Annotated in this window: 20 protein-coding genes and 1 pseudogene; 6 read left to right on the forward strand and 15 right to left on the reverse strand. The window is 45.9% G+C overall.

The features are described from left to right. Positions 1-48: 48 nt before the first annotated feature. The gene (locus LN737_RS05265; protein WP_405516841.1) at positions 49-1,386 is read right to left on the reverse strand and encodes a site-specific integrase; all 1,338 of its coding nucleotides are present in this window, start codon (positions 1,384-1,386) and stop codon (positions 49-51) included. Positions 1,387-1,678: 292 nt separating this feature from the next. After that, a complete protein-coding gene (locus tag LN737_RS05270) occupies positions 1,679-3,592 on the reverse strand; it encodes a PA14 domain-containing protein (RefSeq protein ID WP_405516843.1) in 1,914 nt (637 codons plus the stop codon). Here LN737_RS05270 and LN737_RS05275 point away from each other — a divergent pair. After that, positions 3,551-4,063: a hypothetical protein gene (locus tag LN737_RS05275; RefSeq protein WP_405516845.1), complete on the forward strand. Its 513-nt coding sequence runs from the start codon at positions 3,551-3,553 to the stop codon at positions 4,061-4,063. The two genes, LN737_RS05270 and LN737_RS05275, sit on opposite strands and share 42 nt — an antisense overlap. On the opposite strand, the gene LN737_RS05280 is transcribed toward LN737_RS05275, so the two are convergent. After that, positions 3,964-5,454 carry a FlgD immunoglobulin-like domain containing protein gene (locus LN737_RS05280; RefSeq protein WP_405516846.1) on the reverse strand — a complete coding sequence of 497 codons (1,491 nt, stop codon included), beginning with the start codon at positions 5,452-5,454 and terminating at the stop codon, positions 3,964-3,966. The two genes, LN737_RS05275 and LN737_RS05280, sit on opposite strands and share 100 nt — an antisense overlap. A 601-nt stretch (positions 5,455-6,055) precedes the next feature. On the opposite strand from LN737_RS05280, the gene LN737_RS05285 reads away from it, so the two are divergent. Together LN737_RS05285 and LN737_RS05290 are read left to right on the forward strand one after the other, a co-directional pair. After that, positions 6,056-9,967: an ATP-binding protein gene (locus LN737_RS05285; RefSeq protein WP_405516848.1), complete on the forward strand. Its 3,912-nt coding sequence runs from the start codon at positions 6,056-6,058 to the stop codon at positions 9,965-9,967. 282 nt (positions 9,968-10,249) lie between these two features. Beyond that, positions 10,250-10,810, forward strand: a complete 561-nt coding sequence (locus tag LN737_RS05290; RefSeq protein WP_405516850.1) for an RNA polymerase sigma factor — start codon at positions 10,250-10,252, stop codon at positions 10,808-10,810. A 62-nt stretch (positions 10,811-10,872) separates the two neighbouring features. On the opposite strand, the gene LN737_RS05295 is transcribed toward LN737_RS05290, so the two are convergent. The 9 genes and pseudogenes from LN737_RS05295 to rpmG form a co-directional block, all read right to left on the reverse strand. Beyond that, positions 10,873-11,886: an aspartate-semialdehyde dehydrogenase gene (locus LN737_RS05295; protein ID WP_405516852.1), complete on the reverse strand. Its 1,014-nt coding sequence runs from the start codon at positions 11,884-11,886 to the stop codon at positions 10,873-10,875. 122 nt (positions 11,887-12,008) lie between these two features. After that, positions 12,009-12,659, reverse strand: a complete 651-nt coding sequence (locus LN737_RS05300; RefSeq protein ID WP_405516854.1) for a hypothetical protein — start codon at positions 12,657-12,659, stop codon at positions 12,009-12,011. 80 nt (positions 12,660-12,739) lie between these two features. Further along, the gene (locus LN737_RS05305) at positions 12,740-13,333 is read right to left on the reverse strand and encodes a 5-formyltetrahydrofolate cyclo-ligase (protein ID WP_405516856.1); all 594 of its coding nucleotides are present in this window, start codon (positions 13,331-13,333) and stop codon (positions 12,740-12,742) included. A gap of 27 nt (positions 13,334-13,360) precedes the next feature. Then, complete coding sequence (gene bshC / locus LN737_RS05310) at positions 13,361-14,908, reverse strand: bacillithiol biosynthesis cysteine-adding enzyme BshC (protein ID WP_405516858.1); 1,548 nt, start codon at positions 14,906-14,908, stop codon at positions 13,361-13,363. Positions 14,909-14,994: 86 nt separating this feature from the next. Next, positions 14,995-16,305 carry a 30S ribosomal protein S12 methylthiotransferase RimO gene (rimO, locus tag LN737_RS05315; RefSeq protein WP_405516861.1) on the reverse strand — a complete coding sequence of 437 codons (1,311 nt, stop codon included), beginning with the start codon at positions 16,303-16,305 and terminating at the stop codon, positions 14,995-14,997. Between the two features lie 59 nt (positions 16,306-16,364). Further along, positions 16,365-16,742, reverse strand: coding sequence for a hypothetical protein (locus LN737_RS05320; protein ID WP_405516863.1), 378 nt, complete (start codon positions 16,740-16,742; stop codon positions 16,365-16,367). A 117-nt stretch (positions 16,743-16,859) separates the two neighbouring features. Next, positions 16,860-17,815 (reverse strand): annotated as a pseudogene (gene ftsY / locus LN737_RS05325) (signal recognition particle-docking protein FtsY). A 179-nt stretch (positions 17,816-17,994) separates the two neighbouring features. Further along, the gene (locus tag LN737_RS05330) at positions 17,995-18,150 is read right to left on the reverse strand and encodes a DUF4295 domain-containing protein (RefSeq protein ID WP_405516865.1); all 156 of its coding nucleotides are present in this window, start codon (positions 18,148-18,150) and stop codon (positions 17,995-17,997) included. A gap of 84 nt (positions 18,151-18,234) precedes the next feature. Then, a complete protein-coding gene (gene rpmG, locus LN737_RS05335) occupies positions 18,235-18,420 on the reverse strand; it encodes a 50S ribosomal protein L33 (RefSeq protein WP_012929817.1) in 186 nt (61 codons plus the stop codon). Positions 18,421-18,580: 160 nt separating this feature from the next. Here rpmG and LN737_RS05340 point away from each other — a divergent pair, with 160 nt between their 5' ends. Further along, positions 18,581-19,801 carry an NADH-quinone oxidoreductase subunit D gene (locus LN737_RS05340; protein ID WP_405516867.1) on the forward strand — a complete coding sequence of 407 codons (1,221 nt, stop codon included), beginning with the start codon at positions 18,581-18,583 and terminating at the stop codon, positions 19,799-19,801. A 30-nt stretch (positions 19,802-19,831) separates the two neighbouring features. Here the strand turns inward: LN737_RS05340 and hpt are convergent, their stop codons facing one another. Next, positions 19,832-20,359 carry a hypoxanthine phosphoribosyltransferase gene (hpt, locus tag LN737_RS05345; protein ID WP_405516869.1) on the reverse strand — a complete coding sequence of 176 codons (528 nt, stop codon included), beginning with the start codon at positions 20,357-20,359 and terminating at the stop codon, positions 19,832-19,834. Between the two features lie 131 nt (positions 20,360-20,490). Here hpt and LN737_RS05350 point away from each other — a divergent pair, with 131 nt between their 5' ends. Then, positions 20,491-21,708 (forward strand): tetratricopeptide repeat protein, encoded by a 1,218-nt coding sequence (locus tag LN737_RS05350; RefSeq protein WP_405516871.1) that lies wholly within the window; start codon positions 20,491-20,493, stop codon positions 21,706-21,708. A gap of 73 nt (positions 21,709-21,781) precedes the next feature. On the opposite strand, the gene LN737_RS05355 is transcribed toward LN737_RS05350, so the two are convergent. Beyond that, the gene (locus LN737_RS05355; RefSeq protein ID WP_405516872.1) at positions 21,782-22,252 is read right to left on the reverse strand and encodes an Lrp/AsnC family transcriptional regulator; all 471 of its coding nucleotides are present in this window, start codon (positions 22,250-22,252) and stop codon (positions 21,782-21,784) included. 385 nt (positions 22,253-22,637) lie between these two features. Between LN737_RS05355 and LN737_RS05360 the strand changes: the two genes are divergently transcribed. Continuing rightward, entirely contained in the window at positions 22,638-24,338 is a 1,701-nt protein-coding gene (locus LN737_RS05360; protein ID WP_405516874.1) for a glycoside hydrolase family 10 protein, read from the forward strand. Positions 24,339-24,377: 39 nt separating this feature from the next. On the opposite strand, the gene LN737_RS05365 is transcribed toward LN737_RS05360, so the two are convergent. Then, on the reverse strand, positions 24,378-25,610 hold the full coding sequence (locus LN737_RS05365; RefSeq protein ID WP_405516876.1) for a 4-hydroxy-3-methylbut-2-enyl diphosphate reductase: 1,233 nt from the start codon (positions 25,608-25,610) through the stop codon (positions 24,378-24,380). Positions 25,611-25,870 lie beyond the last annotated feature (260 nt).

Here is a 25,870-nt window from a genome sequence, read left to right on the forward strand (position 1 = left end):
AGTCTTTAGCCCGCTACAGGTGTACCAGACCTATGCGGGCTTTTCTTTTCATGCAATTTTAGTAATGCTACGTGGTCCTAAGTACTGACGCATCAAATCAAGCGTTTCAGCTGCATCAATCTTGATGTACTTCAAAAACTCACTTTCCTTTTTATGGCCTGTAAGCTTCATAATTAGGACCGTTGGCATTCCTCGCTTGAACATATTTGTCGCAAAACTTCTGCGGCCTGTATGGGTTGTTACAAGCGTCCATTTCTCAACTCCTGAAGACATTTTGCCCCAACCGTCAGAAGTCTTTACAACAGCCTTTCCGCCCTTTGTGACGTGCTTAAGAATACGGTCGTTGATTTCAGCCAGTTGGCATATTTCTTTCAGGTAGTCGTTGGTTCTTTGGTTGGATATACCAGCCGGTAAACAGTTGTTATACTTGTTCAATAGCTCTGTGATTGCCTCATGGACAATAGGGATTTGCACACGTCCACCTGTTTTACGTTGGCGTAGGTCTAAGTATTGATTTCCGTTTTCATCGGCTTTGATGTGTTCTGGTTGTAGTGTAGAGAAGTCCGAGAAGCGTAAGCTTGTCCAGGCAGCAAAAATGAATAAATCACGTACCTTCTCAAGTCTTGCATTTTTGCTAAGATCAAGCTCGTATATACGTGATAGTTCGTTTTCCGTTAAGTAGATGTTTTCCGCATCTTCCCGAAGGTTTGCAAACTTACGGTATGCCATGTTAGTCGTGAAGCCTTCATCAACAGCGGCACTCATGAAGCCCTTCACGTTTTCAATGTACTTACTGACATTATTAGTTGCGTAGTCTTTTGCCGTAAGCCAAGCTGTAAACGCTTTATAGAAGGCAGCGTCTATATTATCCAGTAGGAGAGGACGCGGATAGGTTTTAGCGAAGGCTTCCAAGCCATTCAGAGTAGTCTTATAGCGTCGGATAGTGTCAGGTGAAATAAAGCGTCCAGTTCTAGCTTTTGAACCACGTACAAGACGCGTAGGGCAAGTATCGATGTACCAGCCTACAAAGTCTAGTAACGTTTTAGGTTTCTCGACCTCAACAGATGGATTTAAATAAGCGTCAATCCGTTCCTTTACCGTTTCTTTGCTCAGTGGAATAAGGTTTGCCTTCAGATCAGTTATAATACCACCAACAGCCTTTTCCGTTCGTTCAAGAAAGCCGTTGATTTCATCCTTATCGACTGCCTCGACTACATTCTTTACCCGGCCCTTATCAGCGTTCCAGTGAGAAGGCTTTACTTTAAAGCCAGTGGCTATTTTCAACCGCTCGTTGTTAAACCGCACTAGCCCAATGATTGGCGTTGGTGTTTTTCCAGCAGGGTCACGAAGTACGTAGGATATAGGGCTGTTTGCTGCTCTTGCCATTTAGAAACTATCTTATTGTTACAGCACGAATATACAAATGGGGGACGGAATGGGGGACGGAATTGCTTAATTTATTTTAACTCATCTTTATCTAGCTTAATAGCAGGTCAAACAGAAAACGGCCAATATGATTAAATAAGAGCTATTTTAGACGAGGTTGATGTAAACGGTAAAATGTATTAATTAAGTATGTTCGAGTCTCGCCTTCGGCACATGAAAAAGCCGCGATCAACTATGATTGCGGCTTTTTCTTTTTCTACGATTCGATTGATTATTTTTCTACGGAGTCTTCCTATTGCTTAATGAATCGAGTTATGCTCCTTGACGGACCGTTTTCGTACTGAAGTAAGTAAACACCAGGCGATAGGGAATTAATATTTAGCGTAGTGGACGTACTGCCGTTTTGTAGACTGTAACTTTCAACTTTTTGGCCGTCGGTAGCGAAGATTGATATACTTCCCGCATCTACAATTGCTGCATGTTCAACGTTTAATACGTCCTGGCTAGGGTTAGGATAGACCTTTAACTTAACCTCAACCACATCTGTAATGGTGTCGGCTACCCGGCTCTGAGCAGTACTTGTTGCAGCGAATTGCATACTTTGAATATTAATAATACGATTATATGTGTTGCCATTATCGTTGCCACCTATAAACAGCAGTCGCATGCTTTTAGGGGAACGCCAGTCGCTGCTGGCATCGAAGATTGAGGTGGTCACTGGCTTATAGCCGGCATAACTGAAGGTGATACCAGATGAGCTGCCCACAATGCTCAGGGGCTGAATCCGATCTACTATCGAATTCATTACTGCTGAGGGACCCGTGGCCAGTTGGGCTGTATTGCCGAAAAGGGTGATGGATTTATCCCCTGCGTAACTAATGTTCATGTAGGTGCGGGCAATGACCTTACCGTTCTTGTCGAGCACCTCCAGATAACAGCCACCACCTGAATTGTTGCCTTCGTTATCCTCATAGCTAATGCGGCCCGTCAAACTCCACGAACTGGCATTGTTGACCACACCCAAGTCCCGAGTGACGGAATAGCTACCCGATGCCTGGCGATATTTTACCCACAAATCGGCGCTTTGCTGGCGGTAGCTCTTTCGCCCGCTGGCCGCTTGCCACCAGTCCTTATTAGCATTCGTGTAATCTTCTGCCACTGGATTACGCTTCCAGCCATATAGCCCGTCGGCCAATACTCCACAATATGTCAAACCACTCAACAGGTCTTTAGCGGTCAATTCTTCAGAATCAGTATTAGGAAATAATGCTGAAGCAGGAATGATCTCTTTTGTTTGATGCGCACTCGACCAGGACAACGATATAGCGCTACTAGCTTGGGTCTCAATACGTATCGCGTAGCGCTCACTAGCAACCATGGGAAGTGAGAATTTTTGTTCCGAAAGACTATTATTGGTCCACTTATTCAGGTACAGCGTATCATCGATCCAAACCCGGACACCTTTAGCTGCTTTTATATAAAGTGTGTAGGCTTCCGAATAACCTGTCTTTAAAAATCCCCTCCAGCGCACCGAATAGTTGGAAGCATCACTTAGGCTGGCGCCGTTGGGCACGGCCGAGCCCCAGTTGAAGTTGAGCTGGGCATCCACCCGGGTAGTTTTCAGCAGTAGGTTGTTGAGATCTCCACTGTTAAAATAGTAGCCCGTTAAGCCATTTTTTGAGGAAGTATTTTTAGTTGCCAAAGTTGCCGGGTTGGCAATGGGGATGACCTGCTCCTGGATGGTGTTGAGCCCCAAGATCTTCCAGCGGTGGATGCCCGAGTGGTAGTTCTCATCATTGTGGTAGTAGTACAGATCATCCCCCACCTTCACCAGACTCCCCGAGAAGGCATTCCCCGCCATGCCCACCGGGGGAACCAGTAAACTCTCGATGCCCGTGTCATGTCCTGTCGTACCAAACGAGCCCAGAAACAAGCCATTGTCATACACCAGCTGGTACTTGTTGGTCTGGGAAGCCTTCCAGAACTCCCCGTGATAGCCCCACAGAATCACCCGACCGTTGACCTGCTGGGCAATACCCGTCGTGTTCACCCCGTTGCCCACATCATACGAGCCATCGGCCGGGTAAGCCCCCGTGTAGGCCCAGTGGGTGTTGACAGCCGTGCGCCACAACCACTTGTTGTCCGACAGGCGGATGCCCCCCAGGTGGTACTTGGTGCTGGCCTTGCTGCCATCGAAGGCCACCACCACGTTGCTGGCCGTCACCTCCCCGGCCCGCAGCTTGATCTGGTTGCCGTAGTAGAGGGGATCATCCGAGGTGGTCAGGGGGGTGGTGGCCAGGGTGGTCTCACTGCCCCAGAGGGGGTTGTTGGCCCCGTCGAAGCCCGTCAGGGGCTTGCGGGTGAACTTCTGGGCCTGGCCCACGGCGGTGCGGTAGGTGCGTCGCAGCGAGCCGTCGGGGTAGAGCTGGGTGGTGGCTCCTTCGGCTTTGGGGGAGACGGCGACGCCGGTGAGCCGCAGCAGGCCATTGTTGACCAGTTCGACCAGTTCGACGGCGGAGGTGGTGGCGTTGGTGAGGGTAGCGTAGGTGCGGCCGTTGCTCAGGGTGGCCACCCCTTTCAGAATACTAAACTGATCCAGATACTGATCCGGTACAGTGGCTCCCCAGTTTTTGACCAGTTTCCAGGAGCCGTTGGTGCCCCCAGAGATTTGCTGTAGTCGACGGCAAATTCCAGAAAACCGGCGAACACCCGGCTGGGATTGGTGCCATCCACCGAGGAGCTGTAACAGGTGGGGACATACATCACACAGTCCAGCAGGCTGCGGCTGGCCGAGAAGTGCAGGGCCCGGAAGTTGCCCGAGTCACCCACCCAGAACGACCCGTCGGCCTGGTAGGTGAGGTAGGCGTTGCGGCCAGTATCCCCCATCAGAAAATAAAACTTGTCATTAGTGACCGTCGCATCGGTGGCATAGCCGCCTTTCCTGCCATAGGTCCAGCTGGGGGCCGCCGTGGTGGTGCTGAAGGCTTTGAGCTGCTGGCTGTCGGCGGCATCGGCCACCAGCAGGGTGGTCCCATCGGGGGAGACGGCCAGGGCTTGTGGGCTGCTGAGCCCAGTGATGCTGAGGGTGGTAGCCAGCAGCGAGCCATCGGCTTTGGCGGTATATTTCTGGACTTTGTTGCTGCCCAGAACCACCCACAGGTTATCATTTTTGTCAACACAAATGTTACCCACAGGGGCTCCTAGTTCAATAGTTTTAATGTACTCGCCAGTGGTTTTGTTGAAAGCCAGGATGGCATTGACATCTTGATAGGCAATGAATAGGTAATTGCCACCTTTCTGAACGGCCAGTCCAGTGACGGCCACATCCTCCACGGCGGCAATGGAACTTTTGTACTTGTAGCCTCGGGTCACCTGATAAGGCGCTCCCTTGGGGAAGACGTACTCGCTATCATCGGCTACTTTGGTGGCAAACACAAACCAGGAGTCGGCTACGGCCGCAAAGGCATCATAGCCCGCCCAGTAGACGTTGACCCCATCGGTAGCCGAAAACAGCGTTGCCTGTCCTGTTCCCGATGAAGTGAGCAGACTGGTTTTGGCCTGAGGGGTAACGCTACTGAATTTGGTTTGGGAGGGGCTTCCTTCGCTGTAGCCTTTGGCATAGTAGAGGGTGTTGCCTGTTGCCGTCATGGTGCGGATGGTTTCCCAGCCCCGGTGGACAGAGGGGCCGGTCAGTTGCCCTGACGAGTTGCCGATGACGCCATCCCAGGTGGCGGTGATATTATTGGAAACCACCTTAACATCATAACTCCCATCGGCATAGAGGTGTCCGTAGTCATCTTTGCCATCCCAGCTCATGGCGTATGTGCCTGCTTTGTAGCTAACCCCGCTCCACAAAGTGCGAATCAGAACCCCATCTTTGGTATAAACCCCCGCACTGGTCCGGGCATCTGTTTGCAACGTAAAAGAAAAAGGAACATCTGATCCAATACCAGCAAAACCTTTTCCTAATACAAATGAACTGAGTATAATGAGCAGGCTAACTAGTAATTTGACTTTCCTGTAATACGTTGATTTTGTCGCTGACGTTTTAGTAAGATTATACATCATAGCTAGTTATTTATAAATAATCCAATAGGAATAGATGGTACTTATTTTAGTATAAGATTGGACTAAAGACATTCAGTATACTATTTAAAACTAGTATGGATTTGTTATGTGGCTGTAAAACTACCGAAAAATAAATATTTAAATTTATTTTTCGGTAAAAAAATATACTAAGAATTTTTTAAATCACATATATGATACTATAATGTGTATTTTTTAACTAAAATGTTACAATTGAAAGGTAATAGTGTATTAATAGTAAATATTATATTTATAGGTTTTTGTGGTTGGTGCTCAATTTGGTAAAGTATTAAAATTCAAAGATTATATTTATTATGTTGACAAAATACACATGGCGTCAGTTTAAGCAACAAAGTGAAGTAGTGCGCTGATCGAGAAATGATTATTTATTACGTTTTTGATACGTGAACATTTGTTCAATTAACCTATAAGTGTATATTGCAGACTATATATTAGTGACTTCCTCTTTTAAAAGAATGCAATTGAGGCTGAGTGATCGTCAGCAAGTAGACGTCAATATTTTTTTCTTTTATTAGTTTTAATTGGCATATGTAGCCCGTCTGGTTGGGCTCAGACGCTGTTATTGCCTCAACCCGAAATAATCTCTGACCGTCAGGGCCTCCCACAAGCTTTCGTCCCTGCTATTCTGCAAGACAACCAAGGATTCATCTGGATGGCTAGCCGTGATGGCTTATGCCGTTATGATGGTAACCATTTTAAAGTATTTCAGCCCTCTACGGATGGTAGGCCTGGAATCTCTTCGTCCAGTCTTTTTGGCCTAAATCTCGATCACCAGGGAAAAATCTGGATATTTAGCGATCATAACGATATTGATGTCATTGACCCAGTACGTGAAACTTTTACAAATTTTTCCCGACATTCTTTTTTCAAACGTTCGTTCGGACAAGAGTCTGATATTATAGATGCACATTATCTGGACCGACAAGGCCATTTGTGGATTAGCTTCCTGTCTGACAAGGTTGCCTGCATTGATGTAGCGACTCATCAGGTACGTCAGTATCAGCGCCCTTCCATCCCAGGTTATTTCCCGACGTTTAGTACGTTCGTGCAAGATAAGCAGGGTGTGATGTGGATGGCTAATCTATCGGGTTTGTACAGACTGGATACAATTACAAATCGGTTTGTTCAATATGCGCTTCCAGCGAACGATATTAGAGGAGTTCGAGTGCGTCCGAACGGGCAGTTATTGATTTTATCGGAGCATTTCATATTTCTATTGAATCCCCAAACGAATTTTATAAAGACATTTCCGATCCATTCCAGCATAGACCCATTGGCTGCTACTGACTGGCATCACACAAGTATTGTAGCCGATAGTCAGGAAAATGAATATTTCAATCAGTACAATATTTTATTCCGCTTTAGTGAGGACAAAGGTGTTGCGGAATTGACGCGATTGCCGAAACTTACAAGGTTCCGAAGTCTTTTTATCGATCGCTCTGACGTATTGTGGGCAGGAACGGATCGATCGGGTGTTCTGAAATACAATCTTAAAGCGAATGTATTTAAAGCGTTAGCTTATCAGAAAGATTTCTATCATGATTTGTTAATTCAGAACCTGGGTATTCCTATCAATCAGTTACCGGTTATTGATAAAGAGGCCTTGGCCTACAATTTTCGTTATACTATTGACAAGAACGGAAAGCTTTGGTTCAATATGGGAACTAACCGTTTTTATCTGGTTGATTTACAAGCCAGACAAATAACACCAATCCCATTTCCATTCCCGGGCCGCTCACATTATGCCTGGACTGACCCCGTAGCGCCAATGGCAACCGATCCTTCCGGAAAAATATGGGTAGTTACGGATTCTGTGGCGATGTACTATGAAGGCAATCGTTGGCAACCTTTTCGTTTTCCCATCCGGGCTCATGCTATCTCTAAGGGACAGGGTGGCATGTCGTCTCAGCCGCCCAAATTGGAGGGATACATTCTCCAACTTGTTGTTGACGAACATTATTTATGGGTGGCTACCCGGTCAAATGGGCTTTATAGAGTTGATAGAGTTACTGGTAAAATTCAACAATACACGTATCGACCAAACAATTTGACTTCTTTAAGCAGCAATCAGTTATTCTGCTTATTCGATGACCCAGCTGATAAAAATATACTATGGGTTGGCACGTTTGGTAGTGGCTTATGCCGGTTTAACAAGCAAACAGGATCATGCCAGCGGTTTTCTACGAATAATGGCCTGCCTAATAATGTTGTCTACGCTGCCATACCTGACCGGCAAGGATTTCTTTGGATTGCTACTAATCAGGGAATATGCCGTATGAATCGACGAACTTTCCAGACGCGCATCTACACCCACGAAGACGGTCTGTTAGCCGATGAATTTAACCGATTTCACTTTTTGCATTTACCGGATGATCGAATTATCTTGGGTGGTTTAGAAGGTATTACGTCCTTTCATCCGTCTCAGTTACGGGAAGATGAATATCAGCCGCAAATGCAGATTACTGATATTCAGATTAATAATCAACCCCTTTTGCCTGGGGCTCTGACAGATTCGTTGCCTGCGCAGGCAATTAGCCATCTCGATTTAGCCTATGATCAGAATTTTGTTACTGTTTCATTTGCTGGAATGCAGTATAATCGACAGGCCAAAATTCGGTACCGCTATAAGCTAATAGGATTAAACAAGGCATGGATCGAAACCAATCGACCAATAGCAGAATACACGGACCTACGCTCGGGCCATTATAAACTCCTACTCAATGCTTCCAATACGTCGGGTATGTGGAGTAAGCATATACGCGAACTGACCTTAATAATACGACCTCCCTGGTGGGCAACCTGGTGGGCTATTTTATTCTATGTTATAATAGTCCTGAGCATAGTATATAGCCTCATTCAAGCTTTTATTAGCCGTCAGGAAGCAAAACAACTCAAGGCCATAGACGCTATAAAGGAGCGGTTCTATACAAATATTACGCATGAATTCAGAACGCCCTTAACCCTAATTCTGGCGCCTGTAGAGCAACTAAAGCAACGTCTGCATAACGCAAACGATCAACATCAACTTGAATTGATCAGCCAGAATGCAACACAATTACTAGGACTGGTTAATCAGTTGATGGAACTGTCGAAGGCAGAAGCTAACGTATTGAGAATAAAAGAAAGTCAAACGGATTTAGTAGAATTTCTAAATCGTCTAATCCATTCGTTTGAATCACAAGCTTCGGCAAAAGGAATTCAAGTGTCGTTTCGGACACAGGGGATAGATACCGATTACTGGTTCGATACGGAGAAGCTTGAACGTATCGTCTATAATCTGTTGGCGAACGCGTTGAAATTTACACCAGTTGGGGGCAAGGTAGTCGTCCATTTAACAACCCGGAATAGCTATGAATCAAGAGAACCGTCCGAAGAACGTAATGAAACGAGTTCACTGGTTCATCTGGAAATTTCAGATAATGGCATTGGTATCGCTTCAGATAAACTTCCTCACATTTTTGAGCGATTCTATCAGATCGATGATAGCCGTATAAACCATTCGGATGGGGCTGGTATCGGATTGGCGCTTGTGAAAGAGTTGGTGGAGTTACAGCATGGTACCATTCGCGTGGAAAGTAAAGAAAGTATTGGGACCACATTCTACATTGATTTACCGTATCGACCAGCTACAGTTGCCATTGTAACTAAACAGCCTGAGCCTGAAGTTACCCCCTCATCGGCTATTGACCAGGAAGTAATCAGCGAAGAAGTGCCTTCCGATGATTCGCCGGTAATATTAGTTGTGGAAGATAATGAAGCGTTGAGTGATTTTATAGCGGATAGCTTACCTGAAACTTACCGAATTCATCGGGCTAAGGATGGCGGTGAAGGGTGGAAAAAAGCGCTGGCAATAGGACCTGATCTGGTAATCAGTGATGTTCTGATGCCTGTAATGGATGGCTACACACTTTGCCAGCAATTAAAAAAAGATCAACGTACCAGCCATATTCCGGTTATCCTACTAACGGCTAAAGCGTCTATCAACAGCAAATTGGAAGGGCTGTCTTCTGGCGCTGACGATTATATCGCCAAACCCTTCTACGTCCAAGAACTGCAATTACGAATCCATAATCTGTTAGAACAACGTCGTCAATTGCGAAAATGGGTGTTGGCGGGTATGACCAATCCCGACGCTTTTGCGATAGCTCCTTCGACTGCAGATCCACTTGTGGAAAAACTTTGTCAGTTAATAGAACAACACCTCGATGATGCCGCCTTCGGCGTTGAAGAGCTCATTCAGGCCAGTGGCATGAGCCGGATGAATCTGCACCGAAAGTTAAAAGCTTTAGTTGATCTGTCTACGGGAGAATTTATCCGTAACTATCGCCTTAAACGGGCCGCGCAGTTGTTGCGCCAGGGGCACCCAGTTGCCGAAACAGCCTACCTCGTAGGTTTTGAAGATCCCTCTTATTTTGCCCGCTCTTTCCGCAAGCTCTATCAAACGACACCCTCTGCCTTTTCCCGCCAAAACTAAAGGCTCAACCCCATTTTTTCGAAGAAACCCCTAAAATGAAAGCGTTGTAGGGGTATTTCACTACGATTTGGTACAAGTGTACCAGTATTTGATATAAAAGTACCTGCCTTTTTTGCCCAGTAGTCAGACCTTTATAGCTGTAAAATTCTTAAACCAACGCAGCTCAAGTAAAGTAAGTAGCCTCTTGCGGAACCCGTAGATCTACTCACAAAAGTCCGCTACTTATTGGCATGTTGAGCCTGCACTTATTCAATTAATCGTTCTGAAATTACGCGTCTTCTTATGCAAACGACCACCGACACTTTAAAGAAAAAAGTTAACATATGTCTAAGCAACTCTTCGGATAACAGCTTTGAGTCTATCTACAATCGGTACTCTCAAAAGGTATACCAAAAGTGTCTTTCAATGACCAAAGACCCTGAGATTGCTAAAGACTTTACACAAGACATCTTTATTAAAGTATTCTGCAAACTCGATACCTTCCAGAATCGCTCGGCATTATTAACCTGGTTATATAGTATCTCGCACAATTACTGTCTGGATCAGCTTCGCATTCACAAACGAATGAACACAGAACCCCTTCCAGAAACGTATATGCGGGAGGTAATTGAGCCTGATCAATCAGATCCTGTGGTGGCTCAATGCTACGTTCTGGAGCAGGTTATGAGTACTATATCTACTGAGGAGGCAGCACTTTTGCGAATGAAGCATGAACAGGGGTTATCCGTAAAAGTGATCGGTGAGCAGTACCAGATCTCGGAAAGTGCTGTTAAGATGCGCCTGAAACGAAGTCGTGATAAAGTGTATCGGCTTTATAATCAACAAGTACATTTGAGAAATTAACCCATAAAAAAGCCCAGACCGTATATCGGTCTGGGCTTTTTTATGAAATATCTGAAAAAATACTAGGCTGTTACTGCTTCGTTTTCAACTAAATTATGCTTCAGTAAATACTCAGCGATTTGAACGGCGTTAGTCGCTGCTCCTTTCCGCAAATTGTCGGCAACTATCCACATATTTATGGTTTTGGGCTGGCTTTCATCGCGACGAATACGACCGACAAATACCTCGTCTTTGCCATGTGCAGTCAACGGCATGGGATAAATTTTATTCTGTGGATCGTCCTGAACAATAACGCCTTCGGTGTTGCTAAGAATGTCAACAACCTCACTGAGTTCATACTCGTTTTCGAATTCTATATTAACGGCCTCTGAATGTCCCCCGATGGTTGGAATCCGTACCGTTGTGGCCGTTACCTGAATCGAGTCGTCGCCCATGATTTTTTTGGTTTCATTCACCATCTTCATCTCCTCTTTCGTGTAGCCGTTATCGAGGAAGACGTCAATATGGGGTAGTACGTTTAGGTCGATCGGATGAGGGTATACTTTTTTTACGTCCTGATCTCCCTTACGTTCGGCGAATAGCTGATCAACGGCAGCCTTCCCTGTACCCGTTACGGATTGATACGTTGAAACGACAACACGCTTGATTTTATAACGATCATGCAGAGGTTTCAGCGCCACGACCATCTGAATAGTCGAGCAGTTTGGGTTAGCAATGATCTTATCATCCACTGTCAGTACGTCGGCGTTTACTTCTGGAACAACCAGTTTTTTAGTTGGGTCCATACGCCAGGCCGATGAATTATCCACAACAACAATACCCGCTTCAGCAAATTTAGGTGCCAGTGCCAGCGACGTACTACCTCCTGCCGAAAAAATGGCAATGGCGGGTTTTGCAGCGATGGCGTCCTCGAAACTTACAACCGTGTAGGGTTTACCCTTGAACTCAACCTGTTTACCAACCGACCGCTCGGAGGCAACGGGAATAAGTTCGGATACAGGGAAGTTACGCTCTTCCAGGACTTTCAGGATTTCGCCACCGACAAGGCCAGTAGCGCCAACGACTGCGATTTTCATTGTAGTAATACGGGCTAAACCCGCTTTTGCTTAGTTAATAAAGGCGGTTTGCGTCCGCTTTCCAATTTGGAGTGCAAAAATAAGGCAAAACTTTGACGCACAGGTACTATATTTGAAAAAAGTTAGAACCGTCCTGCCAGCCCTACACCGGAATTAGACCCGGACGAATACGGTGTGAGCTGCCACAAAATCCCCTGCTGCTTTAGCGATCGGTTATAATACTGGACTGATCGGCGCAGATGCTGACCCGGACGTAGCATCCAGGCTCCAATTGCAGCAACCAGTAAACCGCTAAATAGTGTTGTAACACCAGCCTTTACAGCAGTCGGATTTGTACGATCTGGAACAGAATTACAGTAACCGGCACATACCGTACCATTGGGCATCACAGTAGCCACGGCATAATAAGGGCCTTTGCTTGCTTCGCCTGAGTGATCGTTGGCAAGAGCTACGCCCAGGCCAACAGCCGACGTTAAGACTCCGCCTGCAATTAACCAGCCACCTGCATGGCGACTACCCATATAACGCTCAAATTCATGGATTGCATTCGGATCTCCGGACGCATAAATATACTGACCCAGATCTTTGGCATGACGCACATCAAGCCCATCATATACGTACTGAATTTTAACCCCTTGTCCATATCGTCCGTAGCTTGGGGTTAAATCACTTTCTATGGGCTTGAGAGCTTCTTTGTGAACCGATCTGGTTGTATCGGCCTGGGCACAGACCTGATAGGAACAGAGCAGAAAGAAAAATAGCAAGTTTTTCATCGTCTGGTTTCTTAAATGCTAGAAAAGATAACCAGAAAACAATTTTATCACCTTAAAAGATGAATAAATCTTGATTAAATTTACTTAAACTGATAAATCTGATTGGGTGTAACACAGGTATTCAACTTAATGTCCGTTGGTTCAATGCCATCAATCTGATTAACTGGCTCAAATAGTGATAAGCCAGCTTTCAGGCAATTCGGACGACAATTGGCAAGGAATCGGTCATAAAAACCCCCTCCATAACCTACTCGGTGCCCCTGCTTGTCGAACACCAGTAAAGGCACAAGAACAATGTCAAACTTATCGGGCTGTAAGCATGGCTGATTCACAGATACAGGCTCGGGGATGCCCCAACGGTTGTCAGCCAGCACTGTTTCCGGAAACAATGGATAATGGCGCAGGCTGTTTGTTGATGGGTCAGTAACGGGGACGCTAATGGTCAGATTGGAATAGTTTTCCCAGATAGTCCGGATAATCAGCCACGTATCGATTTCATTCTGCCGCTGAATCGGTAAAAACGTATGAATGATTGTGGGAACATCAACCCGGTAGTTCTGCTCCAGAAAATGGAAAAACTGTCCAGCAATGAGTTCGCTACGTCGGTTTACCTCATCGGCAGACAAAGCTTTGCGTTTTTTCAGGAATTCCTGACGTAGTAAGGCTTTATTCATGCGATTGGCCAGTCGAACCAGACAGGTTTATTCCAAACACAGCTGCATCCGATAATCGAACGGATCAAAGACAGCAAGCATCTTTTGGAGGAACGTTCTGTCATTCAGATAAAAGGTCAGGAAATTCTCGCTACGTTCCTGAAGCCCACCGTTGGGAAAAAGCTCATTTTTGACAGCCAGCAGTTGTCGAACGCCGATTTCCTGATTACGTTCTTCAGCCCGGCGCATTTTTTTCTCCAGTCGTGCTACAGCGTTGGCAAATCGCTTCGTTTCGGCTAGAACCGCTTTTTCGAGCGTCGGATCAACCATTTGTGCTTTGTGTAGAATAGCATCCAGCGCTTTATTGACGGTTTTATTTTCGTTGTCAAACTTAAGGCTATGCCGTGTATGATGCTCAACAAATTCCCGTTTGAGCGTTAGCGTATCCTGAAATAAATCTTCAGGAGTCAAACCTAATTTACAGATACGTTTTGCGTTCACTGATGGCACGTACATCGCAAAATTACGGGGCATCAGAATCGGAAAAGTAGTCTTAAAATGTGCAAAAACATCTTTTAACTGCAACCAGTAAGGAACTTCCGACGGACCGCCGATGTACGCCAGATTAGGCAAGATGGTTTCCTGATAAAGGGGGCGCAACACTACGTTCGGACTGAACTTTTCAGGATGTTCATCCAGTAAATCCAGCAATTCCTTTTCCGAGAATTTTAACTTCGTGTGAACAACCCGATAGGTACCATCTTCTTTACGCTCAATACGTTCGCGAAGTTGATCGTCTAGGTAAAACAGATTAATGTCGCGAGGAGTAATAACGGTTTTATACCCTAGTTGTTCCAACTGCTCGGTTTGCTTCTGAACGAGTTCGCCCGACTGCTGATTGACAAGCTCCTCATGCATAACGGGAGCAAAAACGCGCTTCAAAGCTGCATCGTCCGCATCCAGACAAACCAGACCTTCAGCCCCAAACAACTCATTGACGTAATAGCGGGCTGCATCGGCAAGCGTATTGTGCGTTAAATAGGCTTCTTCGAACAGGGAGAGTTTCTCTGGAATTTGCTTGAAAAGCGATTTTAGCTCCTGCGGATTCATGCGCCCAACGGCACCGCGTTGCTCGGTTTGCCAGACGTAGTCCTTGCCAAACATTGAAAAATGGTTGATCTCGGCAAAATCATGGTCTTCCGTCGCCATCCAGTAAATTGGTACGAAGTTGTAGGATGGATAGGCTTCTTTTAACTTTCTGGCCAGGTTTATTGTTGTAACCAGCTTGTAGACAATATAGAGCGGACCCGTAAAAATATTTAGCTGATGCCCCGTTGTGACTGTAAATGTATTCGGAAGCAGGAGCGTCGAAAAGTCGGGTTTATTGGTAATGGATGCGTACTGTCGTTTCAGCGCATCAACCAGAACCTGCCGCTTGGTATCGTCAACTGTTTTTTCGTTTATCTGCTTCTGAAAAGCAGAAAGAACCGGGACGTGATTGTAATAGGGCTTAAGGGTATCTTTTTGCGAAATGTAATCGAGAAAGAGTGACGAAAACTGGCCTGTTGAGGCAAGTGGCAGGTACTGACAGTCCATGCAGGTTGCAGGTTGGGATTTATTCGGCTCAACAATAGAAAAACCCGCAAGGTTCGGCGTTCGAAAAGCTTGCGGGTTTGTAGAATTTAGAAAACAACTTCTCCGTATAAATCAAACTCCTCGGCCCGGTCAATTCTGACATTGGCAAAATCGCCCAATCGGACGTACTGAGAAGCCGGAACCAGGACTTCATTATCCACTTCAGGAGAATCAGCTTCAGTACGGCCGATGAAGTAGCCGCCTTCCTTACGGTCGAACAACACTTTATAGGTCTTCCCAACTTTTTGCTGGTTCAACTCCTGCGAAATACCCTGCTGAAGTTCCATTAACTCATCCGCGCGTTCCTGCTTTACGTCAGCCGGAATATCGTCGGGCATCGAAAAAGAGTGCGTATTTTCTTCGTGTGAGTATGTAAAAACGCCCATTCTGTCGAAGCGCATCCGTTTGACAAAATCATATGTCTCTTCAAACATCGCGTCCGTTTCGCCGGGATGCCCGACAATCAGCGTTGTGCGAAGAGTAATATCCGGAATTTTTTCCCGGATTGTCTGAATTAAACCTTCTGTTTTTTCGCGGGTAATGCCCCGGCGCATAATTTTTAGCAGTTCGGTCGAACCCGTCTGTAAAGGCATATCCAGATAATGGCAGACGTTTGGATGATCGCGCATTACGTCCAGCACATCAAGTGGAAAGCCTGACGGGTACGCATACTGCAACCGAACCCAGTCAATACCGTCGACATCAGCCAGTTGAGCAATCAGGTCTGCCAGGTTACGCTTTTTGTAAAGATCCAGTCCGTAATAGGTTAAATCCTGAGCTATCAAAATCAGTTCTTTCGTGCCCCGTCGTGCCAGTGATTTAGCTTCGGTTATTAACTCATCGATGGGGCGGGATACATGATTTCCGCGCATCAACGGGATGGCGCAGAACGAGCAGGGTCTGTCGCAGCCTTCCGCAATTTTTAGATAAGCGTAGTGGGCAGGTGTCGTCAACAGCCGTTCGCCGACAAGCTCATGCTTATAGTCAGCACGAAGTGTTTTTAACATGCGGGGCAGTTCGTTGGTGCCAAACCAGGCATCCACCGTTGGCATCTCAACTTCAAGCTCGTCTTTGTAGCGATGGGATAAGCAGCCCGTTACGTATACTTTATCAACCATCCCCGCTTCCTTCGCGTCGACGTAGCGGAGGATCGTATTGATCGATTCTTCCTTGGCATTGTCGATAAAGCCACATGTATTGATAACCACAATGTTCGCGTCGTCCTTTTTCGACTCGTGGGTTACGTTCATACCATTGCCTTTGAGTTGCGTAAACAGCACCTCCGAATCCACAAGGTTCTTCGAGCAACCGAGCGTAACGATATTAATTTTATTGGTACGTATTCCTTTGGTTTTCATTAAAGTAGCGCGGGTAAAAACCGCTTTGACTAGCAAGACTGCGGCTGCTACCGCTTTTGTTAAAATACAGCCTGATGAGAAATCTCAATCTTTACGTCAGACTGACGGTTTTTCTCGACGTTTACAGGAAATATATTGTTATGACTATCGTACAGATTCGCATATAAACCTTTCGGCTCTCGTACCAATACAGAGTAGTGACCTACGGGCAGACGCACACAGAATTTGCCATTTTTATCGGATTTAACCGTTTTTACAGGTTTCGCATCCCGTACGGAATTAATGAATCCATTATCGCCTGCGTCGACCTGACTCATATTCAGTAAAGGAAATACGAGCACTTCCCGTTCTATTGTTTTTCCGGTAGGAACGGGTTTATCCGGCCCAGGCATAAAATTTCCTCGCTTTACAAGTACACTACCGCAAATTCCCTGCATCGTAAGCTGTTTAGAAACTTTTCGGCGGTGTGGCTTTTGAGCGTAGGTAAGCGCTGACACTAAAAAAAGGAAAGGGCTATGACCAGATACTTCATGGGGTTTTCCACCAAAGTGTTCTTATTTCTTAAAAAACGAATCCACAAACTCCATCTTATTGAATGTCTGCAAATCGTCAATTTTTTCGCCCACGCCGATGTATTTGACCGGAATCTTAAACTGATCTGAAATGCCAATCACTACGCCCCCCTTGGCTGTTCCGTCTAGCTTTGTGATTGCCAGAGACGTAACTTCGGTTGCCTTAGTAAATTCAGTAGCCTGTATAAATGCATTCTGACCCGTTGATCCATCAAGTACCAGAAGCACTTCATGGGGTGCGTCGGGGGTGAATTTTTGCATCACCCGTTTGATTTTCGTTAGCTCGTTCATCAGGTTAACCTTGGTATGAAGCCGTCCGGCAGTGTCGATAATAACAACATCGGCTCCAATTTCGGTGGCTTTTTTCACCGCGTCGAAAGCTACAGCAGATGGGTCGGTGTTCATACCATGCGAAATAACGGGTACGCCCACGCGATCCCCCAAAGCTTGAGTTGATCGACGGCAGCCGCCCGAAACGTATCGCCCGCGCCCAACACAACCTTTTTGCCGCGTTTATGAAACTGGGCCGCCAGTTTGCCAATTGTGGTGGTTTTGCCCACACCGTTGACGCCTACAACCATAATAACATATGGTTTTTTGTTGGCCGGTATAGCAAAATCGTCCGTTACGTCAATCGTGTTGTTGGCCGACAACAAAGCCGCAATTTCTTCGCGTAAAATACGGTCTAGTTCATCGGTGCCCATGTATTTGTCGCGGGCCACGCGTTCTTCAATCCGCTTGATAATCTTGACGGTCGTCTCAACGCCTACATCTGAAGAAACCAATATATCCTCCAACTCGTCCAGGACTTCCTCATCAACGGTCGATTTACCAACAACCGCCCGCCCGAGTTTCGAGAAAAAGCTGTCTTTTGTTTTTTCTAAGCCCTTGTCGAGCGTTTCTTTCTTTTCTTTCGAGAAAAAACCGAATAAAGCCATGCGAATAATAGTCAGTGAGTTAGGTAAGATTGTGTGCCTGCCGAATTCAAATTACATAATTACTTCTCGGATAGCTGATTCACTAACTGACCTAACCGTTTTTTAACAAAAAAAGTCCCACATCACCGATTAAGGCTGTGGGACCTGTGTATTACGCAGGAAGTTGATGACAGCAAAACTTAGGCTTTCAATGCAGCCTGTACTTCATCAACCGGGACCATTTCTTCTTTGAAGGTATACGCGCCGGTTTTAGGCGACTTAACGGCTTTGATAATTTTGGCGAATGCCTTGCCGTTATCCTTCGTTTTCAGGGTTGCAACTACCTTTTTTGCCATGACTCAGTTGTCAGTTAATTAGTTTATCAGTTAATCAGTGTTTAAAGACTGGCCTACCAGCCAACTCACTAACTGATCGACTACTTATTTAATTTCTTTGTGCAGCGTTACTTTTTTCAGGAACGGATTATATTTTTTCCGTTCAATACGAGCCGGCGTATTTTTCCGGTTTTTCGTGGTGATGTACCGGGACATGCCGGGAACACCGCTGTCTTTTTGCTCGGTGCACTCCAGAATAACCTGGATTCTATTGGCGCCTTTCTTTGCCATTGCTAAAGTCTGTTTTCTCGATAAGGAGCGCAAAGGTACGAAAATTGTTTTATCGAGCAAATAGAAGTCTTAGAAAAAGTAATGATTTGTAGCTGGTTAAGTGAGAAATGTGCCGGAAATATTGCCTTTCGGCTTGGCGATCTCGACCTTTGATGATCTAATGGCTACACAAACAATACAATATGAATATGCTCCCGGCCATTTCCGGGCATCGGAGCCGGGCTTTTATCGCCCGGATATGCTGGCCGAAGGGGAGATGATTCTAAACATGGGGCCACAACACCCCTCGACCCACGGTGTATTACGATTTGAGGTCGTTACCGATGGCGAAATTATTGTCGATGTAGTGCCGCACCTTGGATATCTGCACCGTTGCTTTGAGAAGCATGCCCAGATGCTGCCGTTCAATCAGACGATTCCCTTTGTGGATCGGCTCGATTATCTGGCCGCCATGAATTGCGAGCATGCCTTTGTAATGGGTGTGGAAAAAATGCTTGGTATTCAGCAGGATATCCCTAAGCGTACAGAATATATCCGGGTACTGGTAGCTGAACTGAATCGCATTGCGGCTCATTTTGTGGCTATCGGTACGTATGCGCTTGATATTGGCGCGTATACGCCTTTTCTGTGGCTCATGCGCGACCGTGAGCATATTCAGCGCCTGCTCGAATGGCTCAGCGGTGCCCGGATGCTCTACAACTACATTTGGGTGGGGGGCTTGTTTTATGATCTTCCGGTGGGGTTTGAAGAACGGTGCCGAGAATTCATTACGTACCTGAAGCCGAAACTTGCTGAGTTGCAACAACTGGTTATTGAAAATGAAATTTTCATAAAACGCACGGCTAACGTTGGCGTATTGCCACTTCCTGTAGCCATCGATTATGGATGTACCGGCCCAATGCTACGTGGTTCTGGCCTGCGGTATGATCTGCGTCGGGTGGATGGTTATTCCGTTTATCCCGAATTGGATTTCGAGATTCCTGTTGGTGAAGGGCTGATGGGCACTCTAGGCGATTGTTGGGATCGAAACAATGTTCGGGTACTGGAATGTCATGAGTCCATACGTATTGTTGAACAATGTCTGGAACAGCTTCTGGGCGATCATCGACGTACCCGCGATTATGATCCACAAGCCGTAGTGCCAAAAAAAATTCGTCCTAAAGCCATGGACTTTTATGCCCGCGCAGAAAGTGCGAAGGGTGAACTAGGCTTTTTCTTTCGTACCGATGGGAAATCTGACGTACCAGTCCGTTGCAAAGCCCGCTCCTGTTGTTTCCACAACCTATCGGTCATAAGCGAAATCACGCGAGGAGCCATGCTGGCCGATCTGGTGGCTGTTATTGGTTCTATCGACGTTGTAATGGGTGAAGTAGACCGCTAGTTTTGGCTTAATGGACTGAATTTAAACCAATTATTCCAATACAAGAATATCAGGCGTATTCCGGCCCAGACCGTCATAATCGAGACCATAGCCTAGTACAAAACGATTTTCTATCTCAAAGCCAACGTATTGCAAATCAAGCGGCTGTTGTATAGCTTCTGGTTTGTATAACAACGTAGCGATAGCTAACGACGACGGACCCTGCGCCTGAAGCTGATTGCATATATCGTAAAGCGTTTTGCCCGTATCGACAATATCTTCAATAACAATTAAGTCGCGGTCGGTAACTGGCTCGGTAAGTCCTAAAACTTCTTTAAGCTGACCCGTTGACGCTGTGCCTTTATAAGACGATACCCGAAGAAATGTGATTTCACAGGGAATTGTAAGGTGTTTGGCCAGATCAGCTGCGAACAGAAAGGCCCCGTTGAGAATAACAACCAGAAGTGGCTGTTTGCCAGCATATTCTTTATTAATCTGTTCGGCTAGTTCCCGAATCCGGGTTTGTATTGCTTCGGAAGCAATAAAGGGGACGAATGTTTTATCTTTAATAGTTATCATATCAGCGTCTGCGTGGCGTCAAAGATACGTTGACAATGAGAGTGCGGACAAAAAAATGCGGGAAAAATACAGGTTGGTAAACGGTCTGCCATTCGTTTGCGTTGATATACTGATAAAGCTCTTTTTAACAAATGAAGAAACTGTTGTTGACGGTTTGGTTCGCGGGATTAGCTGTTTTAGCGCAAGCCCAACTGTATGATCCGTCGGCTTTTGATAAGAAATATGATGGATTGCTGAAGCATCCCGGCGTTCAGCTTGAGTCGGCCGAGGCTATCAATCAGATGTATAACTATAAGTTCTACGATGCTGATAAAGAGTTTCGGTGGTTGCGGGTACGTTACCCGAAGCACCCAATGCCTTATTTTCTGATGGGGCTGGCTGAGTGGTGGAAGATCGTACCCAATACGGACGTAACGGATTACGATGATCGTTGCCTGGCCTTAATGGATACGACCATTACGCTGGCCGAAAAGCTCTACGACGAAAGCGATAACAAGCTTGAACCGTCGTTTTTTCTGGCGGCTGCCTATGCTTTTAAAGGACGGCTTTATTCGGAGCGAAAAAAATGGACCAAGGCGACCTTTGCTGGTAAGAACGCCTTAAAATACTTCGAGAAATGTAAGGGAAATGCCGACTTCAGCCCTGAGCTGCTGTTTGGCGATGGCATGTATGATTATTACGCCCAGTGGATTCCCGAAAATTATCCCTTGCTGAAACCTATCCTGATGTTTTTTCCAAAGGGAAACAAAGTAAACGGCATCAAGGAGTTGGAGAAAACGGCAAATTCGGCGTTTTACACTCGGGTGGAAGCACGCTATTTTCTGGTTCAGATCTATAGTATGGAGAACCAGTACGATAAAGCGTACGAGTTATCGAAATACATGCATGAACAGTATCCGGATAATCCGTTTTTTGAGCGGTACTATGCTCGATCTGCCTTTGTAACAGGACGACTGAATGAAGCCGAACGAATCTCAAAAGACTTGTTGGCTAAGATAGAACGAACCCAGTCAGGCTACGAAGCGGTAAGCGGACGAACAGCGGCTTATATCCTCGCTTACATTAATCAGCTGTTCTATAAAAACCTGCCGGAGGCCAAAAAGTATTATCAACTGTCGGTCGATTTTGCCAAGCAGACGAATTCAACCAATGCGGGCTATTATTGGTCATCGGTTCTGGGCTTAGCCAAAATTGCAACCGAAGAAAAGAATTACGATCTCGCCCAGACGTACTTCAAGGAAGTAATGGACAAAGCTGAGCGCAAATCGACTCAGTACAAGGAGGCTAAAAAAGCATTAGACGACGCAAAGAAGGCGAGGAGAGAAGAACGCCGGAAGCGGAGAGAGTAAATGATGAATTATGAATGATAAATGATGAGTTGACGATAAAATTGCATCATTTATCATTCATAATTCATCATTATCAGGGAATAGGCAGTACTTTACTTTCTTTGAACGTAGACATGATCACCATTGTCTGCGTGTTGGCTACTTCGTCGATCTCATTGATAACATCGAGCATTAATGCCTGATAGGATGAAATATCTTTCGAGATGACTTTCAGCAGAAAGTCGCCAGATCCGGTAATGTGATGGCACTCGATAATCTCTGGAATCTCATTAACTCTGTCGACAAATGACATAGTCGTATCCTTTTTATGCCCTACGAGTGTAACCATAACAAACGTAGTAACCCCCAAACCGATTTTCTCCCGGCTTAACTGGGCATGGTAACTTTGAATAATACCCGATGTTTCGAGTTTTTTCACGCGTTCCAGCGTTGGAGCGGGCGAAAGGCCAATTTCTTTGGAAAGCTGAGCGTTGGTGATTTTGGCGTTGGCTTGCAGTATTTCTAATACATTGCGATCTATCTGATCTAACTTGTGGCTCGACATATAGCGTAAAATAATCTGTTAAATCTAAATTACATGAGTGTGCAAAGCTACCATCTTTTGCGATAGAAAATTCTTAAAAAAACATGAAATTTCGCAAAAGGCAAAACAAACTCTGTGTATTAACGCATTATTCGGCACATTATTTAGTAAAAATAACTAGGTACCAAATGACTCTGAGACTTTAAGACGTCAAGAACGGGTGACTATTTGTGAAGTGAAGCAACAAACAGACAGGAATACACAGAATATTTACTGATTTACGTTTAGTAGAAGTATTAATTTCCTACCGGCAAAGAAATTAGAGTTTACAGCAAGAAGGTCAGTAAATAACTCTTCCGGGTATCCTATTCTGTTTTTATTTTTGTTGATTAACCTGTTGCCACGGATGCGTTCCATTCCCTATTTTATTTTGTTGTTTGTTGTTTTGCTAGACAATAGCTGCCGCCGAAATAAGCCAGTGGTTGTACAGCGGCCTCCCGTCCGATCCGCCCCAGCAACAGCGCCTAAACCCGAACCGACAAAACCAGTAGCTGTTAAGCCAGCTCCACAAAGGCCCATAATTCCTACGCCTGAACCAATTCCTGTTGATACGCTCGCTTTTGACGAGGTTACTGATCTGACGCCACCTCCGCCCAAACGAGAATTTCGGGCCGTTTGGATTGCAACAATTGATAATCTTGACTGGCCAAGCCGGAAAGGATTGCCTGTAGCCGATCAACAACGCGAGCTGGTAACCATGTTCGATCAGCATCAGCAAATGGGGCTTAATGCCGTTGTTGTACAAATTCGGTCAGCTGCCGATGCGTTTTATGCGAAAAGCTCAGAACCGTGGTCGGAGTGGCTTACCGGAAAGCAGGGGCTAGCTCCGGAGCCTTTCTATGATCCACTGGAGTTTATGATTGAACAGGCGCACCAGCGCGGCCTGGAATTTCATGCGTGGTTTAATCTGGACCGGGCAACTTATAGCAAAACAGCCAGTATTGCACCTACCAACATTGTTTACCGTAAGCCTGAATGGATGCTGACTTATGGCGGTCGTAAGTTATTCAACCTTGGTATTCCGGCCGTTCGGTCATACATCGCTGGTGTTGTTGCCAACGTAGTACGTGAGTATGACGTTGACGGCATCCATTTCGACGATTATTTTTATCCATATGCCGAAGCCGGGCAAACATTGGCGGATGATGGGACGTACCGAATGTACAATATTGGTATGACCAAAGGCGACTGGCGACGGGATAACGTTAATAAACTCGTTGCTGAACTGCGCGACTCAATTCGGGCCAACAAGCCCTGGATAAAATTTGGTATCAGTCCGTTTGGTATCTGGAAAAATCAGACGAATGATCCTGAAGGGTCAGCTACCAATGGCGGACAATCGTATTACGATATTTATGCCGATACCCGAAAGTGGATACGTGATGGCCTGATCGATTACATCGTCCCGCAGGTTTATTTCAGTTCTGCGTTTAGTCGGGCTCCCTATAAGACCTTAGTTGACTGGTGGACACGAACCTGTACAAGCAGCACCTGTCAGTTGTACATTGGACACGGAGCTTATCGGGTTGGCCGCGGCTCCGAACGCGATCCAGGCTGGTGGCGAGCTACTGAGTTTCCCGACCAGATGCGCTATAACCGGCTACAGCGCGGTGTGTTGGGTAGTGTGTTTTTTAGCGCCCGAAATCTGAAAACCAATCCATTAGCTATTCGCGATTCCTTGCAGAATAATTTCTACCGCCATCTGGCGCTGGTTCCAACAATGCCCTGGCTGGATAGTATTCCCCCATTACCGCCCCATAGTATAAAAGCCGTTATGACAGCCGACGGTGTTGACTTGTCATGGCAGAAGCCAGATGAAGCAGCGGATGGCGATGAAGCAAACACCTACCTTGTTTATCGTTTTGAGGGCCAGCGGCCGCGCATTCGGCTAAATGACCCCCGTTGTATTGTAGCAAAATGCATCGGCGGAACGACAACGCATTTTTTGGACAGGAATGCTGATCCAGCAAAGAAGTACGTGTATGCGGTGACTGCACTGGATCAGCTTCATAACGAAAGCCGTGAAATAACCGTACGGGTCCAGTAAGAGCTGCTGTGAGGTTCTGTACAAGCCGCAATAGCGGGTTTATGATTGCATTACGTTGGCAATAACTTCACCAACTGGTCTTACATCCGGGAAAAAGCTCACTAGTTTGAGCAGAATACCCTCAACAACAGCATCCGGACAGGAAGCTCCGCATGTAAGCGATATCGTAACTGGCTGCTTGTCTGGAATGAAATTTTCAGTTACGATTTCCTGGCGGGCGTGACTATCGTAGTGTCGAATGAGCTTGTCTGTCAGAATTTTCTGCTCCGATTCAATAAAATAGGTGGGAAGCTTTTCTTCACAAAGTTCAACGATATGAGATGTGTTGGACGAATTATAGCCGCCCGCTACAATCGCAAAATCCGCCGGGTAGGTCAATAAAGCATACGTAGCATCCTGGTTATCGTTGGTTGCATAGCACAACGTATCGCGGGTGTTGGCAAAATGATTGTCAACTTCACTGCCTACCAGCTTATACTTCTGAATCATAACCTGCTTTAAATAGTCAGCAATGCCCTGTGTATCAGAAGCTAGCATTGTGGTCTGATTAACAACGCCGATACGGTCTAAATTTCGTGTAACGTCGAAACCCACCGAAAACTGATTCGCAAATTCAGTGTAGAACTGGTCAGCGGGCAGCTCACCCGTAATGTATTTGGCCAGTTGCTGCGCCTGTTGCATGTCTTTAACCACCACCGTCGGCGTTACTTCCTTGCTGTGAGAGAACGTAGCACGGGTTTCTTCGTGACTTGGTTTGCCATGCACGACCACCGTGTAATTTTTCTGGCCAATTTGCCCGGCTTTATTCCATACCTTCTCGACAAAAGGACAGGTCGTATCATATTTAGCGACATCCAGCCCCAGCGAAGCTAACTGATTCTGTGTTTCCAGGGTTGTTCCAAAAGCTGGAATAATGATTACGTCGTCAGGTTTAAGCTCAGACCAGGGCGTCAACTGCCGACCACTGGTATCCATAACAAAACGCACCCCGCGTTCCTGCAAGTCATTATTTACGTCGGGGTTGTGAATCATTTCACTAAGCAGGAAAATGCGTTTATCCGGATTTTCCGCAATGGCTTTGTACGCAATTTCGACCGCATTTTCGACACCATAACAGAACCCGAAATGGCGTGCTATCAACAACCGTACCGGCCCAAAATCGAGAAGAGTAGGTGTGAAATCTCGCTTTAGTTTATCATGCTTCCGCCGAAATTCTTTCAGGGGCGTAATGATGCTACTGCGGTAATACTCAGGTATATCGAAAGACTTCATTGGGTCAATAAGTAATGGGCCAGCCGGATTCCTCTTAATTCCTTTGTGATGGCGACTAATTAAGAAACAGCTTGTTAAACAGGTTCGTTCGATACAAAGTTAGCGACCTGCATGAACTATCGAATGCCTGATAAGACGGATAGAGTATTAACGCACACTAAAAAGTTGATGATTGTTGCCTGTTTCTAAGCTATTTTTAGCTGACACATCCACCAAAACATGACCCTCCTTACATCCATCCAACCGTCATTGCCAAACAG

The sequence above is a fragment of the Spirosoma sp. KNUC1025 genome (genome assembly GCF_045160025.1).
Lineage (GTDB): Bacteria > Bacteroidota > Bacteroidia > Cytophagales > Spirosomataceae > Spirosoma.

What these genes read in the sequence shown, in the direction of transcription:
- LN737_RS05265 (WP_405516841.1), bottom strand. Translation starts at nt 1,386, where the DNA reads ATGGCAAGAGCAGCAAACAGCCCTATATCCTACGTACTTCGTGACCCT.
- LN737_RS05280 (WP_405516846.1), bottom strand. Translation starts at nt 5,454, where the DNA reads ATGATGTATAATCTTACTAAAACGTCAGCGACAAAATCAACGTATTAC.
- LN737_RS05290 (WP_405516850.1), top strand. Translation starts at nt 10,250, where the DNA reads ATGCAAACGACCACCGACACTTTAAAGAAAAAAGTTAACATATGTCTA.
- LN737_RS05295 (WP_405516852.1), bottom strand. Translation starts at nt 11,886, where the DNA reads ATGAAAATCGCAGTCGTTGGCGCTACTGGCCTTGTCGGTGGCGAAATC.
- LN737_RS05300 (WP_405516854.1), bottom strand. Translation starts at nt 12,659, where the DNA reads ATGAAAAACTTGCTATTTTTCTTTCTGCTCTGTTCCTATCAGGTCTGT.
- LN737_RS05305 (WP_405516856.1), bottom strand. Translation starts at nt 13,333, where the DNA reads ATGAATAAAGCCTTACTACGTCAGGAATTCCTGAAAAAACGCAAAGCT.
- bshC (WP_405516858.1), bottom strand. Translation starts at nt 14,908, where the DNA reads ATGGACTGTCAGTACCTGCCACTTGCCTCAACAGGCCAGTTTTCGTCA.
- rimO (WP_405516861.1), bottom strand. Translation starts at nt 16,305, where the DNA reads ATGAAAACCAAAGGAATACGTACCAATAAAATTAATATCGTTACGCTC.
- LN737_RS05320 (WP_405516863.1), bottom strand. Translation starts at nt 16,742, where the DNA reads ATGCAGGGAATTTGCGGTAGTGTACTTGTAAAGCGAGGAAATTTTATG.
- LN737_RS05330 (WP_405516865.1), bottom strand. Translation starts at nt 18,150, where the DNA reads ATGGCAAAAAAGGTAGTTGCAACCCTGAAAACGAAGGATAACGGCAAG.
- rpmG (WP_012929817.1), bottom strand. Translation starts at nt 18,420, where the DNA reads ATGGCAAAGAAAGGCGCCAATAGAATCCAGGTTATTCTGGAGTGCACC.
- LN737_RS05340 (WP_405516867.1), top strand. Translation starts at nt 18,581, where the DNA reads ATGGCTACACAAACAATACAATATGAATATGCTCCCGGCCATTTCCGG.
- hpt (WP_405516869.1), bottom strand. Translation starts at nt 20,359, where the DNA reads ATGATAACTATTAAAGATAAAACATTCGTCCCCTTTATTGCTTCCGAA.
- LN737_RS05350 (WP_405516871.1), top strand. Translation starts at nt 20,491, where the DNA reads ATGAAGAAACTGTTGTTGACGGTTTGGTTCGCGGGATTAGCTGTTTTA.
- LN737_RS05355 (WP_405516872.1), bottom strand. Translation starts at nt 22,252, where the DNA reads ATGTCGAGCCACAAGTTAGATCAGATAGATCGCAATGTATTAGAAATA.
- LN737_RS05360 (WP_405516874.1), top strand. Translation starts at nt 22,638, where the DNA reads ATGCGTTCCATTCCCTATTTTATTTTGTTGTTTGTTGTTTTGCTAGAC.
- LN737_RS05365 (WP_405516876.1), bottom strand. Translation starts at nt 25,610, where the DNA reads ATGAAGTCTTTCGATATACCTGAGTATTACCGCAGTAGCATCATTACG.